Here is a 16,351-nt window from a genome sequence, read left to right as displayed (position 1 = left end):
ATTTATCTCGTATTTGCTGGTAAACGTTGAACACGCTTGTGTTGTTCAGCGATCTGAATGGAGTCGGGGTCAGAAAGTGTATTTCACGCCAACACGGTAGCGGGTTTGTCTTTCATTGGTGAGTTTATCCCCAGAGACATTGGCGATGGCGGCATAAGGTGACCAGTTTTTATCCAGCTTATAGGTCAGTTTAAAATCATGCGTCCAGTCTTCGCTCTTATTGTTTGCGAGGATCACACCAGCAGAGTTCGCTTTTTTATAATCGAGCTCATAATCAAGCTGAAAATCTTTATTAAGCTTGAAGGTTAAGACGGAGGTCAGATTATAACCATTTTCGGATGTGTCTTTTGATGTGCCAATATTGTTTGAGTTTCGTTTAAAGTAAGGGCGATAACGTAAAGACGCACTGATATCCTCATTAAGATTCGCTTTCCCACGCAGATAAGGCCGGTAGTTATTGGAAGATGAATTCGTATCCAGGGAAAAACCCGGTTCAATCTGGAAGGTTGAGTTGAATTTATGAACATAGCTGGCAACGACTTCTGTTCCGTTACTTACCGTTTCATCAAAGGCTTTATCTTTATTTTGTGAACCTTTCCATTTTCCCTCCAGCGAGAGTCCGAAGCCATTGGCGAAACGATGGGACATGAGTAACCGGTCTTTGTGATTATTTCCACCTTTATCATTCATTTCGTGGCGATAGTCGAAAGTCACAGCATGTGCCGCGATGCTCATAAAGGGTACAGTCATCAATAAAAATGAACGCAACATATAAAGCCTCTTGTTTTATTCCAAAGGTAAAAGAGTCCTCTCCATATCGTCAGAGGATATTTAAAGAAAATGATGGCCCTGCCATATGATGCCAGGCGACAGCATATGGCATCGATAAATTGTCATTATTTCATTAAGTTGGCGTGTGGTGCCGGGTGCCTCCCGGTGAACGTGCGGCTGATCGCACCCGTTCGTCCATAAAAAAGAAACATCCATGAGGACAGTCTCAGATCAGCTGACCCCGCCGCTTAGGGGGATTCACCACACATTGTTCATTACATTTTTTCTTGCGTAATTTTATAAGCGCATAATGAATCATGGAAATAACTTTTACAAAAAATGAAATGATGTTTTGAGTGGTTGATCTCATATTTTTATTTAACCGGTGAATCTTATTTTTGATATTTTTAAAGATATTCTTAGTTCCTCAGGGGAGGGTTTTTGGGGTGCGGTTGGTCATTTTCGTGGTTTGGTTTTTACAGAGGGAAGATTTGCTTTATTTTGTCTTAAATATTTTCCTGGATTATCAGAGACGACATTACAGTAAAATGAGCTATGCCAGAAAAATAAAAATGATTCTCAATATTAAATGAGGATCCAGGAGTCTGTTTATCTATGGGGACGATATGAATGTTTACGGGAAGGACCAATTCTTTATTTATGGTGTTAAAGAAATGATAAAGCAGATGGAGTATCGTGAACAATCCTCGCCATTATCACTCTGTCTTTATGTCATGGCCGGCATGGATCCTGCGGAAATATTCACGTGTCTGACGCTACATCCTCCGACAGATTTCGCCATTTTTATCTCTGCAAAGCGTCACTATGACCTGCTGAACCGTTTGTCTTCTGAGCTGACAACGCTTTGTGTGGCAGAACATTTAACCCTGAGTGAACTACGTCAGACGCTGGCGGTGATGGAGATGCTGCGCAGGCAAAATGCGCCCGGCAGTCACGCTCAGAATCACTTTAAGTTTACTCGCGCTGAACAGCAGATTATGCAGTTAACCTTACGAGGTCACTCTATTGATGAAATCGCCCGTATCCGCGGCGTGAGCCCGGTCACTATCAGCGTTCAGCGAAGTGGGTTAATGAAACGGACGGGAACGAAAAGCATACTGGAACTTTGCGCATTATACCGGGCGTATCAGTCAACCCCCCACGCGGCGGGGTATCATTGTCATGCCGCCGCTCTGTAACACCCGCCCCTCTCACCTCCGACATAACTTTACAGCGCAAAGGTTGCGTAAAATGCGTCAGTGGCTATCATAGCTCGCGTCAATGAATGAGGCGCTGATGGCGAAACAACAACGGTTGGGATGGTGGTTTCTGTGTCTGGCATGTGTTGTGGTGATGGTTTGTACCGCCCAGCGCATGGCGGGTTTGCACGCCTTACAGACAGAGACAGCCACGACGCTTGTTGCCCAAACGTCAGCCACCTCAACGGATGATGCCTCTCCGGTAACCCCCTGTGAACTTAGCGCCAAATCGCTGTTAGCCGCGCCACCGGTGCTGTTTGAAGGGGCGATTCTCGCACTTTGCCTGTTGCTGACGCTGCTGGCCCCAATGCGGGCGATGCGGCTACCTTTCTTTCCTCCGCGAGCCATCTCGCCGCCCACGCTGCGGGTACACCTCCGTTTCTGCGTTTTCCGTGAATGACAGACCGACTGCAATCGACAGTTAGTTAATCATTGATGGAGAAAAATTATGATGCTTATTCTCAGGCAGACGGTCTGCTGCCTGTTATTACTTTGGCTGCCTACGGCATGGGCGGCAGAAAGCGGCTGGTTGCGATCTCCCGATAACGACCATGCCAGCGTGAGACTTCGTGCGGATACTTCAGCTCAGGGCGAAACGCGCCTGCTGCTGGATATCAGGCTGGAGAAGGGCTGGAAAACCTACTGGCGCTCACCGGGAGAAGGCGGCGTTGCGCCCTCCATTGCCTGGCACAATGAGATGCCAGAGGTGGAGTGGTTCTGGCCGACGCCTGCCCGCTTTGAGGTGGCGAATATCACAACTCAGGGTTATCACGATCGTGTCACTCTTCCGCTGGTGGTTCGCGGTCCATCTCCCGCCACCATTGCGGGCGTGCTGACGCTTTCCACCTGTAGCACCGTCTGCCTGCTTACCGATTTTCCCTTTTCGCTGACGCCTTCCCGTCAGGATGCGGATTTTGCGCATGACTATGCCCAGGCGATGGGCCAGGTGCCGCTGGCGCAGGGGGTGACGGATTCGCTGAACGCCAGCGCCCGGGCGGGTGAACTGGTTGTGGAGGCGCGGCGTACAGGAGGCTGGTCGGCGCCGGAGTTGTATCTCGATGCCCTTGACGAGGTGGACTTCGGTAAGCCGCAGATTCGTGTTGAAGGCGAAATGCTTCTGGCAACGGTGCCGGTTCATGACGGTTGGGGGGAGGGCGCCCCGGATATACACGGTAAGTCGCTCACGCTGGTGCTGGCAGATAATGGCATGGCGCAGGAAAGTCAGGTTACGGTGGCGGCTGCGTCGTCCGCGCAGCATACGGACCTGCCGCTCTGGCAGGTGGTGCTGATGGCGCTGGCGGGGGGCGTGATCCTCAATCTCATGCCGTGCGTGCTGCCGGTGCTGGGGATGAAGCTTGGTTCGATCTTACTGGTGGAGGAGAAGAATCGCCGACAGATCCGCCGTCAGTTTCTGGTCTCCGTGAGTGGCATTCTGGTCTCCTTTATGGCGCTGGCGTTGCTGATGACCCTGCTGCGGTTGACCCACCAGGCGTCTGGCTGGGGGATCCAGTTCCAGAATCCGTGGTTCATTGGCTTTATGGTGCTGGTGATGCTGGTTTTCAGCGCCAATCTGTTTGGCCTGTTCGAGTTTCGTCTGTCATCGAAGATGACCACTCAGCTTGCCACCCGTGGCGGCAACGGCCTGTCAGGGCATTTCTGGCAGGGGGCGTTTGCCACCCTGCTGGCCACGCCGTGCAGCGCACCGTTCCTCGGTACTGCGGTTGCCGTGGCGCTCACTGCTTCTCTACCGACGCTTTGGGGGCTGTTCCTGGCGCTCGGTCTGGGGATGAGCCTGCCCTGGCTGCTGGTGGCGTTGCGTCCCGGTCTTGCCCTGCGCTTACCGCGTCCTGGTCGCTGGATGAATACCTTGCGCCGTCTGTTAGGTCTGATGATGCTCGGTTCCGCTATCTGGCTGGCGACCCTGCTGCTGCCGCACTTTGGCTTCTCAACCCAAACGCTGGCGAAGGAAAGCGTGAACTGGCAGCCGCTGAGCGATCGCGCGATTGCGGACGCGCTTGCGCAGCATAAGCGTGTTTTTATCGACGTCACGGCAGACTGGTGTATTACCTGTAAGGTGAACAAATACAACGTGTTGCATAAAGAAGAGGTTCAGGCTGCGCTGCAACAATCTGACATCGTGGCGCTACGTGGCGACTGGACGCTGCCTTCTGACGCCATCACCGATTTTCTGAAAAAACGCGGCCAGGTCGCTGTGCCGTATAACCAAATTTACGGTCCCGGTTTACCGGAAGGCCAGGCGTTGCCGACGTTGTTGACCACTGATGCGGTGTTGCAAACGTTGACGGATACCAAAGGAGTTATGCCATGAAAACCCTGATTGCGCTGGTGTTCACCCTGTTTTCTGCCGTAAGTCTGGCGCAAGAGACTGCGCCTTTCACGCCGGAGCAGGAAAAACAAATTGAAGCGCTGATTCAGCAGGCGCTGTTTCACGATCCCGCCAGCCCGCGTATTGGAGCGAAGCAGGCAAAACTGACGCTGATTAATTTTACCGATTACAACTGCCCGTACTGCAAGCAGCTTGACCCGATGCTGGAAAAAATTGTGCAGAAGTATCCGGACGTTGCGGTAATCATTAAGCCGCTGCCGTTTAAAGGAGAAAGCTCCGTGCTGTCAGCCCGCACGGCGTTGACCACCTGGCGTGAACATCCCCGGCAGTTCCCCGGACTGCATAAAAAACTGATGCAGAAAAAGGGGTACCACACCGCCGCGAGTATTAAGCAGGCGCAGGAGAAGTCGGGCGTGGCGGCGGTTACGCTGGATGATAAGAGCATGGAAACTCTGAGCACCAATCTGCAACTTGCGCGTCTGGTTGGCGTGCAGGGAACGCCAGCGACGATTATTGGCGATGAACTGATCCCCGGCGCGGTTTCCTGGGAGGTACTGGAAGCGGTGGTCAAAGAAAAACGGGCGGTGGCGAATGGTCAGTAAACTACGACGCTGGCTGCGCGAAGGGCTGATCTTGCTGGTTCTGCTGGCGGGGGGGGCGATCCTGATGGATGCCTGGCGCGCGCCGCAGGTACCGCCCGCCTTCGGCAGCACGGCGCTGCCGACCCTTGACGGGGAAACGGTTACGCTGGCGTCGCTCAGCGAAGAGAGGCCCGTCCTGCTCTATTTCTGGGCAAGCTGGTGCGGTATTTGTCGGTTTACGACGCCGGATGTGGCGCGATTGCACGCGGAAGGCGAAAACGTGATGACTATCGCCCTGCGCTCCGGCGATGCACAAACGGTAATGCACGGGCTGGCGCGTAAAGGCGTGGTTTTCCCGGTAGTCAATGACGCCAGCGGCGCGCTCTCACGCAGTTGGGCGATCAACGTAACGCCAACGCTGGTGGTGGTGTCGAAGGGACAGGTGATTTCCACAACCAGCGGCTGGACCAGCTACTGGGGAATGAAACTCCGCCTGTGGTGGGCAAGAACGTTTTGAATAAAACGCCGGGGAAACCCGGTTTTTTATTGTGCGGGGAAAATAACAGTAAACACATCTTTTTCTGATATTTAATTCAGGTTTGAACGCCGCGTTTTTATATATTTTGCCATGCCTTGTGGTTGCAATTCCTGACAGGTGATGGCATATCTTAATATGTTAATGAGGTTTTTTTGACAGGGATTAAAGTAAAATGCGCAAGGGTAAAATTATTGTTGTATCAATGATGGTGTTTTGTGTTCTTGTTTTTTTTATCGCTATCGCCTGGTTTGTGCTATATCAGGGCGAAATGACGGAGCCGTCCGGAGAGGATAAACATGCGGCAATTGTGCACGCCGCCGGTTTACTGAAAACGGAGCTGAAGGATAAGCAGTCAATAGAAAAAATGTATCAGCGCTCTATTATTGCACGTAAAGTTAATTTAGATTCAGGTGAGTTTGTGACGGATAATCGCGTGGGGGAGGGATGCAAGACGCTTTCTCCGGAACACGATCCAGCACAGATTCGTCAACGCTGCCCGCTCGCGGATATTTATTTCGCAAAAGATAAAAATGATAAAATTCAAAGTATTATAATTCCTGTTTCGGGGAAGGGAGCGAAGTCGATGATGCACGCCTTCCTGGCTCTGGGACTGGATGGGCGTACGGTCAAAAATCTCTATTACTACCAGCAGCGAGAAACGCCATTTTTGGGGGCAAGAGTGGAAGATGAGAACTGGCGGAAACAGTGGCCGGGTAAGATATTGCTCGATAATAATGGCAAACCGTCACTGAAAATAGTTCAGGGAAAATCAGCCGATCCTGATGAAAATACCATTGACGGTATTTCAGGCGCGACGCTAACCTCAATCGGAGTAGAAAAGAGTATTAACTACTGGATGGGGGAACAGGGTTACGGACATTTTCTGCAACGACTGGCTCACGACCCTAATATACTTAACGCATCAACGCTGATTTCCCCATAACCTCATTCTGTATACTCGCCGGTAATATCCTCCGTGTCGGCGAGTATGCTGCCGCCATTTCCCTTGCGTTGTTGCAAAATTAATTTTTTGCGGCAGCGCAATTCCATGCGCATCACATTTCAATGAAACAAATTTACATAATCTGTCATTTGTTGACATTTTTATGATCCATGTCATGTACAAATGACGCAAAGATAGATAATGATAATAATTATCATTTGTATTATTGGGTGCGTGCCGTGCGTAAGTCCTGTCTGTCTCTGCTTGTTTTTGTGTGCAGCCTGTTCGTGAGCGTTAGCGTATGGGCGACGTACCATGCCCCGTTCATTGATGACATTGAACAACGCCTTGATAAAACGGCAGAACTCTACTCGCAACAGCGCACCGACGAGGCGCGCCGAACGGTACAAATGGCCTACTTCGAGGTATTCGAAAACCTGGAAGGGCCAATCCGCATCAACATTTCCGCCAGCAAAAGCTACGAGATGGAGAGCGCCTTTGGCGAGATCCGCCGAATGATTGGCGATAAAAAATCACTCTCCGAAGTGCAGGCTAAAATCGACTGGCTGAAGGCGTCGCTGCGTGAAGTTGAACCGGTGCTGGACGGTGGGCATCGGCTGGTTGCCGAGGAGCAACACAGTGCTCTTTCCCGAACGGATATCGCCCTGCACTGGCAGGAGAGTTTCCGCATCATCGACGATCTGCTCGCCCGGGCGGTGAGTGATTACCAGGCCGGAAACTTTACCACCGCCAGCCAACATGTTCAGCAGGCGCACTATCAGGGTTTTAAAAACTCTGAAATGGAAATGTCGGTCAGGCAAAACCGTTCCGCCAAAGACGCCGCGGCCATTAACCAACAATTTTCGGCACTGATTGCTTTGACCGCACAGCCGGAACGTCTCAACGATGTTGCTTATCAGGTCACCACGCTGTTGCAGGACATTGAGGATATTCTGCCTGGACTGCCGACAACCCGTGACGATCAGCAAATTACTGCCCCGCAAAGTGCGGGAAGTCATCCAGCGGCAGAAGAGGCGAATGTCCGAACCAACTGGGCGGAGGTGGCAAGCGGCATCAACCAGAGCATTCAGGCCGCCATTACCCGTTATCAGGGCGGTGATGCCCAGAGTGCCATTCTGGACGTTCAGGACAGCTACTTCGATCGCTTCGAAGCCAGCGGCATGGAAAACAAAATCGGCTCTCGCAACCCGGCGTTTAAAACCACGCTGGAGGCCTATTTTACGCGTCTGGTTAGCCTGATGAAGGCCGGGCAGCCGGTAGAAAGGCTGAATGCGGAAGCCGATGCCCTGGCGCAGGATCTGCAAAACGCGGTGACGATGCTTGGTGAAGGGGAAGAGACGCAGTGGAGCTTGCTGCTCTATAGCCTGATGATCATCGTGCGTGAGGGGCTGGAAGCCCTGCTGATCGTGGCGGCGATCGTCGCCTACATGGTGAAAAACAATCATCAGGATAAGCTGCCGCTCATTCGTCAGTCGGTGATTGCCGCCCTGATCGCCAGCGTGATTACAGCGGCTATCTTCCAGCTGCTGTTCACCAACTCCGGTGCCAGTCGCGAGCTGCTGGAAGGCGTGACGATGCTGATTGCCATGGTGATGCTGTTCTTTATGAGTTACTGGCTGCTCTCCAAAGTCGAAGCCCGACACTGGAAGGCCTGGCTCGAAGGCAAACTCTCTCATTCACTCTCCCGCGGTTCGCTGGTTGGGCTGTGGCTGACCAGCTTCCTCGCGGTGTATCGCGAGGGGGCGGAAACCGTGCTGTTTTATTACGCCCTGATCGGCGATGCGAAAGATGTCGCCGGGCATATGGCGATTGGCGCTGGTTTTGTTATCGGCTGCGTCGTGCTGCTGGCGGCCTGGCTAATCATGCGCTACTCGGTGGTACGTCTGCCGCTGAAACCCTTCTTTATGTTTACCGGCAGCTTCATGTACCTGATGGCCTTCGTGTTTGCAGGCAAAGGGGTACTGGAACTGGTGGAAGGCAAATTGTTCCAGCCTACGCTGCTTAACGGCTTTCCTGAAATCAGCTGGCTGGGAATTTATCCCTATATGGAAACGCTATTGCCGCAGGCCGTATTGCTGCTCGCCGCGCTGGTCGCGCTGTGGGTGATGCGGCGGAAAAGCGCCGTTCCTGGGGAAACGATTAAAAATAATCCGTAGTTGCGATTTTAGACGAGAGGATATGTCTGATGACCATGAAGAAAACCCTGTTTGCCAGCGCAGTGATGGCCGGAATTTTCACCGCTCCGGCGGCATTTGCTTTCAAAGAGTATCCGGCAGGTGAGCCTGTTGTGATGAATGAAATGGAGCTGGCGGCCGTTTATCTCCAGCCGATCGATATGGAGCCTCGCGGCATGGGTTTACCGGCTGCAAAAGCCGATATTCACCTCGAGGCGGATATCCATGCGGTGGAAGGCAGTAAAAACGGCTTTGGCGCCGGTGAGTGGATCCCGTATCTGACCATCAGCTACACCCTGGTCAACAGCGATACCGGTGAAAAACAGGAAGGGACCTTCATGCCGATGGTGGCCAGCGACGGTCCTCACTACGGCGCGAACATCAAAATGATGGGGGTGGGCAACTACAAAGTGACCTATCACATTGAGCCGCCGTCAAAAGCGGGCATGCACCGTCATACCGACAGCGATACCGGCGTGGGCCGCTGGTGGAAGCCGTTCGATGTGAGCTACGAATTTAAATACGTCGGTCTGAACTAAGCATTCCGATGTGCCGGGATGATTAATCGTCCCGGCTTATTCAATCCGCCGTTCTGAGTCGAAGTCATGAGTTACTTTTTCGTCACCACGCTACAGGTCTTTTTCTGCATTGCGCTGCTCTCCGGAGTTCTCTGGAGTCGAAACGATCCCCCCGCATTACGTTCGCTGGTCTGGACTTTGCTGTTGGGGCTGGTTGCTGGCGTGCTGACAGGGCTTAATCTCCGGGGTTCCCTGCCGGTACAACTGCTGTTTGTCGGCACGGAAGTCATGGCGACGCTACTGTTTGTACTCAGCTTCTGGTGGGCAGGAAACCGTGTCCGCTCCCTGTGGCAGGGCATTCTGGTCTTCGGCGCGGCGTATCACTGGGCGCGCGACCCTAACCTTGGCGGCTTAACCCGCACCCATGTGCTGAACACCGAACTGCTCCTGAATTTGACCGCGGTGGTGCTGGCCTTCGCGATACTGTGCCTGGCAGGGGTGCTTTGCGCCATGCTGCTGCGCCGGATCCGCAGACTGTTCTGGCCTGTCACTCTTCTCCTGATGGTTATGCTGTGGCTGCCGTTAAGCGGCAATCTGCTGTTGCTGCTGATGAAGCTCCAGGTATTGCCGCTGGAGAAATCCCTGCTAAGTTTTGTGGCGAAGGTGACCAATAACGCGGCGCTGTATAACTGGGTGGGGGCGGGGCTGCTGCTGATTCTGGCGCTGTGCTGGTTACCGGCGCTCCTGAGCGCACGCCGTCAGACGCGCGAAGAGAATGAACCGATTGCCCATCGACTGGCGCTGGCGCAGTGGCGGAATACGTTCCGGCTGTGGCTGGTGACGCTGGGGTGTGCTGTCGTGGTGATGGTCGGGCAGCTGTGGTGGGACAACGTCGCCTCCCGGCCTCCGCAGCTTTCGGAAGCCATTCCGGTTCAGCTTGCCAGCGATGGCAGCGTGCATTTGCCGGTTGAACCACTGCGTGATGGCAAGCTGCACCGGTTTGTCTGGGTGGCGGACGATGGCAAAGCGGTGCGCTTTTTCGTGATAAACCGTTATCCCGACAAACTGCGTTTTGGCGTGGTGTTTGACGCCTGCCTGCTGTGCGGCGATCAGGGTTACGTGATGGAAGGTAATCAGGTTATCTGCGTGGCCTGCGAGGTGCATATCTTTATCCCGTCAATTGGCAAACCTGGCGGTTGTAACCCGGTGCCGATTGAAAACTGGCATAACGACGAGCATGAATTGGTGATCCCAGGCAAAGAGCTGGTGGCTGGCGTGAACTATTTCTCGACGGTGATGACCATTAAGGTTACCGATCCGGTTGATGGCTCCTCGCTCACCAATACCTCTGCGGACTACAAATACAGCTATGGCGGTAAGACCTGGTTCTTCTCGTCAGAAGCAAACTATGACCGCTTCCGTAAAACGCCGGAGCAGTTTGTCCCTGCCAAACTGAGGGAGGAGTAACGATGCTGTGGCGAATGTTACGCCAGTCATGGGGACGCAACCTGCGGCGCAAGGGGCTGGCGATAGTGACGGTGTTTCTCGCCTCCAGCCTGATTTCTGCGCTGCTGGCGGTCTCCATTGATATCGGCGATAAAATGTCCAGAGAGCTGAAATCCTACGGGGCGAATATTTTAATTGAACCCGCCGGACAGGCGGCGCTGCCCGCACTGTTCAGCGAAAGCAGCAATCCGCTTTCGGGACAGGATTTTCTGGACGAAGCGGAGCTGCCGAACATCAAGGACATTTTCTGGCGCAACAACATTGTTGGCTTCGCCCCGATGCTTGGCGGCGAGGTGAATGTTGACGGTAAAGAGGTGCGTATTCTGGGCACCTTCTTCAGCCAGCCGGTGGATATTCCCGACGAAGAAGGCTATGAAACGGGACATAAAACGGTGAGTCCGTTCTGGCAGGTGATCGGCGACTGGCCGCAGGAAGGCGGGAACAGTACTGTGCAAACGCTGGTGGGACATGCTCTGGCCCGCCAGACGGGCTGGAAGGCGGGCGACACGCTGACATTACAGAGCGAAAACGCCACGCTGAGTGTCACCGTCAGCGGGATCCTCTCCAGCGGCGGAGAGGAAGACAGCCAGCTGGTGATGCCGTTAAACGTCGCGCAGAAGCTGCTGGGGCTGCCCGGCAAAGTACAGGCGATTCGCGTTTCCGCGCTGACGGTGCCGGAAAATGAGCTTTCGCGCCGCGCCCGCGAAAACCTGGAGGCGCTCAATGCCGAAGAGTATGACCTCTGGTATTGCACCGCCTATGTTTCCTCAATTGCCCATCAGCTGGAGGAGGCCATCTCCGGGGCGGAGGTTCGTCCCGTATGGCAGGTGGCCGCCTCTGAAGGGGTGGTGATCGATAAGATTCAGCTGCTGATGGCGGTGATCACCGTTGCCGCGCTGGTGGCCTCGGCGATGGGCATTGCCTCACTGATGACCAGTACCATTATGGAGCGTGCTAAAGAGATTGGTCTGATGAAGGCGCTGGGGGCGCACCAGTGGCAGATTATGCTGCTGTTTTATCTGGAGGCCGCCTCCAGCGGTCTGGCCGGGGGAGCGCTGGGATGCGTCGCCGGATGGGGGCTGGCGAAAGCGATTGGCGTGATGCTTTTCGATGCGCCGCTGGATTTTGCCTGGATTGTGGTGCCCTGCGTGCTGGTGATTGCGATCTTCATTGCCCTGATCGGCACCTGGTTCCCGGCGCGACGCATTGCCCGCCTCTATCCTGTGGAGGTGCTGTATGGCCGCTAAACGCGCAATGATCTGGCTGCTGGTGTGGCGGGCGCTGCGCCTGCGCTTTCAGCGGGTTAGCGTGGTGTTTGCCGCGCTGATGGTGGGGGCGACTATCGTGACCGCGCTCAGTGCGGTGTGGTTTGATATCAATACCAAAATGAGTGAAGAACTGCGCACCTTTGGCGCGAATTTCTACATCGGGCCGGGCCACGGTTCCAGTATGTCGCAGCAGGAGCTGCAAACGATTCTGGATCAGGCGCCGCAAGGTCTGGTACACGGAGCCAGCCCCTGGCTGTACGGTATGGCGCGCACCGAACTGGAAAAGGTGGTGCTCGTCGGCATGTGGTTTGAGTCGCTACAGAAACTGGTGCCGTACTGGCAGGTGCAGGGGAGCTGGATTGGCGTCAGCTTTGACGATCGCAATGCGATGATTGGCGTCAAGCTGGCCGAACGCCTGAGCGTTCAGCCCGGCGACAGCCTTACCCTCGTGGAGGGTAACCAGCGTAAAAATCTGCAAATTAAAGGCATCGTCGAAGCAGGCGATGCGACAGACAACATGCTGATTGTCAGCCTTGACGTGGCGCAGGCGTGGCTGCATCAGCCGGGGAAAATCAGCCACGGTTTACTGAGCGTCAGTAACGATGTCGGTCAGGTGGAAAGCTATGCCAGCCGGTTGCAAAGCCAGTATCCGGATCTGGAGATCCGCCCGGTACGCAAGGTTTCCGCTTCTGAAGGGCAGGTGCTGGAGAAGATCAAAGGTCTGATGGGACTGGTCTCCATTGTGATCCTTGCGCTCTCTTCGTTGTGTGTTAATACCACGCTGATGGCGATTGTCGGTGAGCGCGCCCGTGAGTTTGCCCTGCAAAAAGCCCTCGGTGCCAGCAATGGGGATATTGTGCGGCAAATTCTGCTTGAAACCTGCATCATCGCGCTGGCCGCGGTGGTATGCGGCTGGGTATTGGGCTATTTGCTGGCTCAGCTGCTGGGGCTGACCGTGTTCAATGCGGCGATTTCGCTGCGTCTGCCGGTGCTGCCCATCACCCTGGTGTTGTCTTTACTGGTCGCCATCCTGGCGGCGATTGTTCCGGTGCGGCGTGCGGTCAGCGTCGAACCCGCTAAAGTGCTGAAAGGAGAGTAGCGCCATGTCCGTGACGCAGATCCCTCAGGTGGCGATCGAAACACGCCACTTATATAAACGGTTTGGTGACGTTACCGCCCTGGACGATATTAACCTGCGGATTGCCCGGGGTGAATTCGTCGCTATTATGGGGGCTTCCGGCTCCGGTAAAACCACGCTGATGAATATCCTCACCTGCCTTGATACGGCCACGGAAGGGCAGGTGTTCCTTGACGGGACTGACGCCGCCGCCCTTGATGAAGAGGGACGCCGCCGTTTTCGTGCGGAGAAAATCGGTCTGGTCTTCCAGCAGTTCCATCTGATCCCCTTCTTAACCGCTCTGGAGAACATCATGCTGGCGCAGCACTATCACAGCGTGGTGGATGAGGCGGCAGCGCGAAAGGTTCTTGAGCAGGTTGGCCTGGGACATCGTGTGACCCACCTGCCGAACCAGCTTTCCGGCGGCGAGCAGCAGCGCGTCTGTATTGCCCGGGCGCTGGTCAATGAGCCGCCGGTGATCTTCGCCGATGAACCTACGGGCAACCTGGATGAAGAAAATGAGCAGCGGGTTCTGGATTTGCTCACCGACCTGCATCGTCAGGGACGCACCATTGTGATGGTGACCCATAACCCCGCGCTTGGGCAGTTTGCCGATCGTATTTTACGTCTGCAGCACGGTAAATATCTGGGCGAGGAGGCAAATCATCATGCGCTGGTTTAACGCTTTTATTCTCTCAATGACCGTTCTGGTTAGCGCGTGCAAAGAGGAAAAGCTGGCGGTTGGCGAACCCGCACCGACGCTGGCGACGTTCGATTTACAGGGGAGGTCGTCCGGGCTGGAGCGCTGGCGGGGAAAAGCCGTATACCTGAACTTCTGGTCTGCGGGCTGCAGCGGCTGTCTGGCGGAAATGGACACCCTGGAATCGCTGAGCAAAAAGTGGGGCGATAAAGTGGTGGTGGTGGCGGTGAATACCGATCCGGAAACCGTCAATGTGGCGGGATTACTGGAGAAACACTCGATTTCCTATCCGGTGCTGCGCGATCAGCTAAAGATTACCCAGGAGCGCTATCAGGTGATCGGTACACCCACATCGGTGCTGATTGATTCGCAGGGCCGGGTGCTGGAATTACATCAGGGAATGCGTAAACCGCCAGAATTAGAGGCGACGTTTGCGCGTCTGGCAACACAATAAGTGTGACGCAGGGAGAAGCCGCCAATGGCATTTATATGGAATGAAGAGAGTCTGGCTTTCTTACGTGAAAACGCCGGTGTTCTGACGACGGGGCAAATTGCGCAGCTGCTCTGCACTAACATTACCGTAGTGCGTAACATGGCTTACAGGCAGAAACTCAGCCTCCGGGTTTCAGCTTATAACCAGCAGCGAATTCAGCTGGTTCAGGGACTGTATGAGTCTGATGAATCGCTAAGTCTGAAGGAGATCGCCAGGCGAACCGGGCTGACTTACAGCACGGTGCAATATATTGTCTATGTGAAATTGAAAAGTAAGCCGTACGCCACCCGGGAGTATGTCTCTTTTGAAACGGAAAATGCCGTTCATTACCGGGTACAGAAAGAGTTTATTGATACCGAACGGTCGCTGTTGCACGATATTTCAGACAGCACTCGCTTTCACGAGCTCTACCTCAAAGACGGGACATTCTATTGTGCCCGTAATATCCGTCACGAAGTCATCATCTCCGAATAGCATATTTCGTCGCCCGGCGAAGCAAGCGTCCTGGTTTGCTTACAGAATGAGATCTCCTCTGTTTCTGGAAAGTAAACTATGGCTTCTCTTTTTGCATTCAGCCCCTCCCACATCGTGATGATTGCCGCAACCTTTATCCTGGCCGGGATGGTGAAAGGCGTCACCGGAATGGGATTGCCGACGGTGGCAATGGGGATCCTCGGGTCGCTTATCTCTCCGGTTGCGGCTGCGGCAATGCTGCTTTTACCGTCTCTGGTGAGTAATTTATTTCAGTTCGGCGGCGGCGGAAATACCGGCAGATTGTTGAAACGACTCTGGCCCATGCTGCTGGCGGTGGCGATCGCCACGCTGCTGGCCAGCGTCTGGATCACCCGCGGGGATACCACGCGCACGCAGATTGCACTTGGTGTTGCGCTTATCGTCTATGCACTGTGGACGCTGGTGGGAAAACGGATCCCGGTAAATCCGCAGCGTGAAAAACCACTGTCGCTGGCGGTGGGTTTTGCGACCGGTTTGCTGACGGGGGGCACCGGCGTTTTTGTGATGCCCGCCGTACCGTGGCTCCAGTCGTTAGGCTTTGAAAAAGATGAGCTGGTCCAGGCGCTCGGTATTTCTTTCACCGTCTCAACGCTGGCATTAGCGCTCGGGCTATGGTGGCATGATGCGCTGCCTGTCCAGTCGCTGACGCTATCGGCGTTTGCTATCGTTCCGGCGCTGGCAGGTCAGTGGATCGGCACCCGCGCGCGGCGGGCGATCTCCCCCCTTGTTTTTAAACGCTGTTTCCTGTTTTGTCTGATGGGGCTGGGTGTGGAAATGGTGCTCCGCGCGGCATAGCACACCCTGTGACTTTGCCGGGGTTTCGTGTCATCGTTAATCGGTGAACAAGTCTGAGAGGTATTTATGACGTCAGTGATGCTGAATGAGGAAGAGGGAGAGCTGGAGTCACGGATGGCGCTTACCGCAGCGGTCATGGCCGACAAATCGCGTTCGCGTATGCTGTGTGCCTTGATGGACGGGCGAGCCTGGACAGCAACGGAACTCAGCGCGGTGGCGGATGTGTCGGCGTCGACCGCCAGCGCGCATCTGGCGCGGCTGTGCGAACAGCGTTTTGTCGTCTCACTGGCCCAGGGGCGGCATCGCTATTTTCGCCTGGCGGGTGCGGATATCGCAGAACTGCTGGAGTGCCTGATGGGGGTGGCGTGGATGTCCTCTTCGCCGCGAAAAATCACTACGCCGCGTCATTTGCGTCATGCCCGCACCTGTTATGACCATCTTGCGGGAGAGGTGGCGGTGATGCTTTTTGATACTTTGCTTTCCCGTCAATGGCTGACACCGGATGGGGAAACGCTGACCCCGCTGGGGCGGGAAAAATTGGCTGCGGCTGGCATTGTTGTTACCGCTATCGCTTCGCGGCGGAAATTTAGCTGTGGATGTCTGGACTGGAGCGAGCGACGCTACCATTCAGGTGGTGTCCTCGGCGCGGCGCTGCTAAGCGGGTTTACCGCGCTGCGCTGGATAAAAACTGAAGCGGGGAGTCGCCATGTTACTTTTACGCCGCTCGGTATCCGCAAACTGCGGTCTGAATTTGGTATTAACGCCACAGGGTAGATCGCCTGTTTTGCGGTCCTGTTCCCGGAAAAA

17 protein-coding genes are annotated in these 16,351 nt (G+C 54.6%); 16 read left to right on the top strand and 1 reads right to left on the bottom strand.

Annotation, left to right across the window (positions count from 1 at the left end):
- Positions 1–69: 69 nt before the first annotated feature.
- Entirely contained in the window at positions 70–771 is a 702-nt protein-coding gene (locus tag C3432_RS07660; RefSeq protein WP_103776044.1) for an oligogalacturonate-specific porin KdgM family protein, read from the bottom strand.
- 674 nt (positions 772–1,445) lie between these two features.
- Here C3432_RS07660 and C3432_RS07655 point away from each other — a divergent pair.
- The 16 genes from C3432_RS07655 (at position 1,446) to C3432_RS07580 (ending at position 16,318) form a co-directional block, all read left to right on the top strand.
- A complete protein-coding gene (locus C3432_RS07655) occupies positions 1,446–1,970 on the top strand; it encodes a helix-turn-helix transcriptional regulator (RefSeq protein ID WP_258041592.1) in 525 nt (174 codons plus the stop codon).
- Between the two features lie 97 nt (positions 1,971–2,067).
- The gene (locus C3432_RS07650; RefSeq protein ID WP_103776940.1) at positions 2,068–2,430 is read left to right on the top strand and encodes a copper resistance protein; all 363 of its coding nucleotides are present in this window, start codon (positions 2,068–2,070) and stop codon (positions 2,428–2,430) included.
- A gap of 48 nt (positions 2,431–2,478) precedes the next feature.
- A complete protein-coding gene (locus C3432_RS07645) occupies positions 2,479–4,359 on the top strand; it encodes a cytochrome c biogenesis protein CcdA (RefSeq protein ID WP_103776042.1) in 1,881 nt (626 codons plus the stop codon).
- Positions 4,356–4,979 (top strand): DsbA family protein, encoded by a 624-nt coding sequence (locus C3432_RS07640; RefSeq protein ID WP_103776041.1) that lies wholly within the window; start codon positions 4,356–4,358, stop codon positions 4,977–4,979. The genes C3432_RS07645 and C3432_RS07640 overlap by 4 nt, the downstream gene beginning before the upstream one ends.
- Positions 4,969–5,475 carry a protein disulfide oxidoreductase gene (locus tag C3432_RS07635; protein WP_103776040.1) on the top strand — a complete coding sequence of 169 codons (507 nt, stop codon included), beginning with the start codon at positions 4,969–4,971 and terminating at the stop codon, positions 5,473–5,475. Before C3432_RS07640 ends, C3432_RS07635 begins: the two co-directional genes overlap by 11 nt.
- Before the next feature lie 193 nt (positions 5,476–5,668).
- Positions 5,669–6,439, top strand: coding sequence for an NADH:ubiquinone reductase (Na(+)-transporting) subunit C (gene nqrC, locus C3432_RS07630; RefSeq protein WP_103776039.1), 771 nt, complete (start codon positions 5,669–5,671; stop codon positions 6,437–6,439).
- Between the two features lie 239 nt (positions 6,440–6,678).
- On the top strand, positions 6,679–8,616 hold the full coding sequence (locus tag C3432_RS07625) for an FTR1 family iron permease (RefSeq protein ID WP_146050870.1): 1,938 nt from the start codon (positions 6,679–6,681) through the stop codon (positions 8,614–8,616).
- 29 nt (positions 8,617–8,645) lie between these two features.
- Positions 8,646–9,173 (top strand): iron transporter, encoded by a 528-nt coding sequence (locus C3432_RS07620; RefSeq protein WP_103776037.1) that lies wholly within the window; start codon positions 8,646–8,648, stop codon positions 9,171–9,173.
- Positions 9,174–9,239: 66 nt separating this feature from the next.
- The gene (locus C3432_RS07615) at positions 9,240–10,619 is read left to right on the top strand and encodes a Fe-S-containing protein (protein ID WP_103776036.1); all 1,380 of its coding nucleotides are present in this window, start codon (positions 9,240–9,242) and stop codon (positions 10,617–10,619) included.
- A 2-nt stretch (positions 10,620–10,621) separates the two neighbouring features.
- Positions 10,622–11,905: an ABC transporter permease gene (locus C3432_RS07610; RefSeq protein ID WP_103776035.1), complete on the top strand. Its 1,284-nt coding sequence runs from the start codon at positions 10,622–10,624 to the stop codon at positions 11,903–11,905.
- On the top strand, positions 11,895–13,025 hold the full coding sequence (locus C3432_RS07605) for an ABC transporter permease (RefSeq protein WP_146050871.1): 1,131 nt from the start codon (positions 11,895–11,897) through the stop codon (positions 13,023–13,025). The genes C3432_RS07610 and C3432_RS07605 overlap by 11 nt, the downstream gene beginning before the upstream one ends.
- A gap of 4 nt (positions 13,026–13,029) precedes the next feature.
- The gene (locus C3432_RS07600; RefSeq protein ID WP_103776033.1) at positions 13,030–13,725 is read left to right on the top strand and encodes an ABC transporter ATP-binding protein; all 696 of its coding nucleotides are present in this window, start codon (positions 13,030–13,032) and stop codon (positions 13,723–13,725) included.
- Positions 13,712–14,197 (top strand): TlpA family protein disulfide reductase, encoded by a 486-nt coding sequence (locus C3432_RS07595; RefSeq protein WP_146050872.1) that lies wholly within the window; start codon positions 13,712–13,714, stop codon positions 14,195–14,197. Before C3432_RS07600 ends, C3432_RS07595 begins: the two co-directional genes overlap by 14 nt.
- Positions 14,198–14,221: 24 nt before the next feature.
- Positions 14,222–14,710 (top strand): hypothetical protein, encoded by a 489-nt coding sequence (locus C3432_RS07590; protein ID WP_103776031.1) that lies wholly within the window; start codon positions 14,222–14,224, stop codon positions 14,708–14,710.
- Positions 14,711–14,788: 78 nt separating this feature from the next.
- The gene (locus C3432_RS07585; protein WP_103776030.1) at positions 14,789–15,544 is read left to right on the top strand and encodes a sulfite exporter TauE/SafE family protein; all 756 of its coding nucleotides are present in this window, start codon (positions 14,789–14,791) and stop codon (positions 15,542–15,544) included.
- 66 nt (positions 15,545–15,610) lie between these two features.
- The gene (locus C3432_RS07580; RefSeq protein ID WP_103776029.1) at positions 15,611–16,318 is read left to right on the top strand and encodes an ArsR/SmtB family transcription factor; all 708 of its coding nucleotides are present in this window, start codon (positions 15,611–15,613) and stop codon (positions 16,316–16,318) included.
- The last annotated feature ends 33 nt before the right edge of the window (positions 16,319–16,351 follow it).

The organism is Citrobacter amalonaticus (genome assembly GCF_002918555.1).
GTDB lineage: Bacteria > Pseudomonadota > Gammaproteobacteria > Enterobacterales > Enterobacteriaceae > Citrobacter_C > Citrobacter_C amalonaticus_A.
The sequence above is the reverse complement of the archived record's forward strand: the minus strand, read 5'-3'. Positions and strand labels throughout refer to the sequence as shown.

Bases quoted from the DNA above. Each gene is read 5' to 3' on its own strand.
- C3432_RS07595 (WP_146050872.1), top strand. From the start codon at position 13,712: ATGCGCTGGTTTAACGCTTTTATTCTCTCAATGACCGTTCTGGTTAGC.
- C3432_RS07660 (WP_103776044.1), bottom strand. From the start codon at position 771: ATGTTGCGTTCATTTTTATTGATGACTGTACCCTTTATGAGCATCGCG.
- C3432_RS07580 (WP_103776029.1), top strand. From the start codon at position 15,611: ATGACGTCAGTGATGCTGAATGAGGAAGAGGGAGAGCTGGAGTCACGG.
- C3432_RS07600 (WP_103776033.1), top strand. From the start codon at position 13,030: ATGTCCGTGACGCAGATCCCTCAGGTGGCGATCGAAACACGCCACTTA.
- C3432_RS07605 (WP_146050871.1), top strand. From the start codon at position 11,895: ATGGCCGCTAAACGCGCAATGATCTGGCTGCTGGTGTGGCGGGCGCTG.
- C3432_RS07590 (WP_103776031.1), top strand. From the start codon at position 14,222: ATGGCATTTATATGGAATGAAGAGAGTCTGGCTTTCTTACGTGAAAAC.
- C3432_RS07650 (WP_103776940.1), top strand. From the start codon at position 2,068: ATGGCGAAACAACAACGGTTGGGATGGTGGTTTCTGTGTCTGGCATGT.
- C3432_RS07645 (WP_103776042.1), top strand. From the start codon at position 2,479: ATGATGCTTATTCTCAGGCAGACGGTCTGCTGCCTGTTATTACTTTGG.
- C3432_RS07585 (WP_103776030.1), top strand. From the start codon at position 14,789: ATGGCTTCTCTTTTTGCATTCAGCCCCTCCCACATCGTGATGATTGCC.
- C3432_RS07640 (WP_103776041.1), top strand. From the start codon at position 4,356: ATGAAAACCCTGATTGCGCTGGTGTTCACCCTGTTTTCTGCCGTAAGT.
- nqrC (WP_103776039.1), top strand. From the start codon at position 5,669: ATGCGCAAGGGTAAAATTATTGTTGTATCAATGATGGTGTTTTGTGTT.
- C3432_RS07620 (WP_103776037.1), top strand. From the start codon at position 8,646: ATGACCATGAAGAAAACCCTGTTTGCCAGCGCAGTGATGGCCGGAATT.
- C3432_RS07635 (WP_103776040.1), top strand. From the start codon at position 4,969: ATGGTCAGTAAACTACGACGCTGGCTGCGCGAAGGGCTGATCTTGCTG.
- C3432_RS07655 (WP_258041592.1), top strand. From the start codon at position 1,446: ATGATAAAGCAGATGGAGTATCGTGAACAATCCTCGCCATTATCACTC.
- C3432_RS07610 (WP_103776035.1), top strand. From the start codon at position 10,622: ATGCTGTGGCGAATGTTACGCCAGTCATGGGGACGCAACCTGCGGCGC.
- C3432_RS07615 (WP_103776036.1), top strand. From the start codon at position 9,240: ATGAGTTACTTTTTCGTCACCACGCTACAGGTCTTTTTCTGCATTGCG.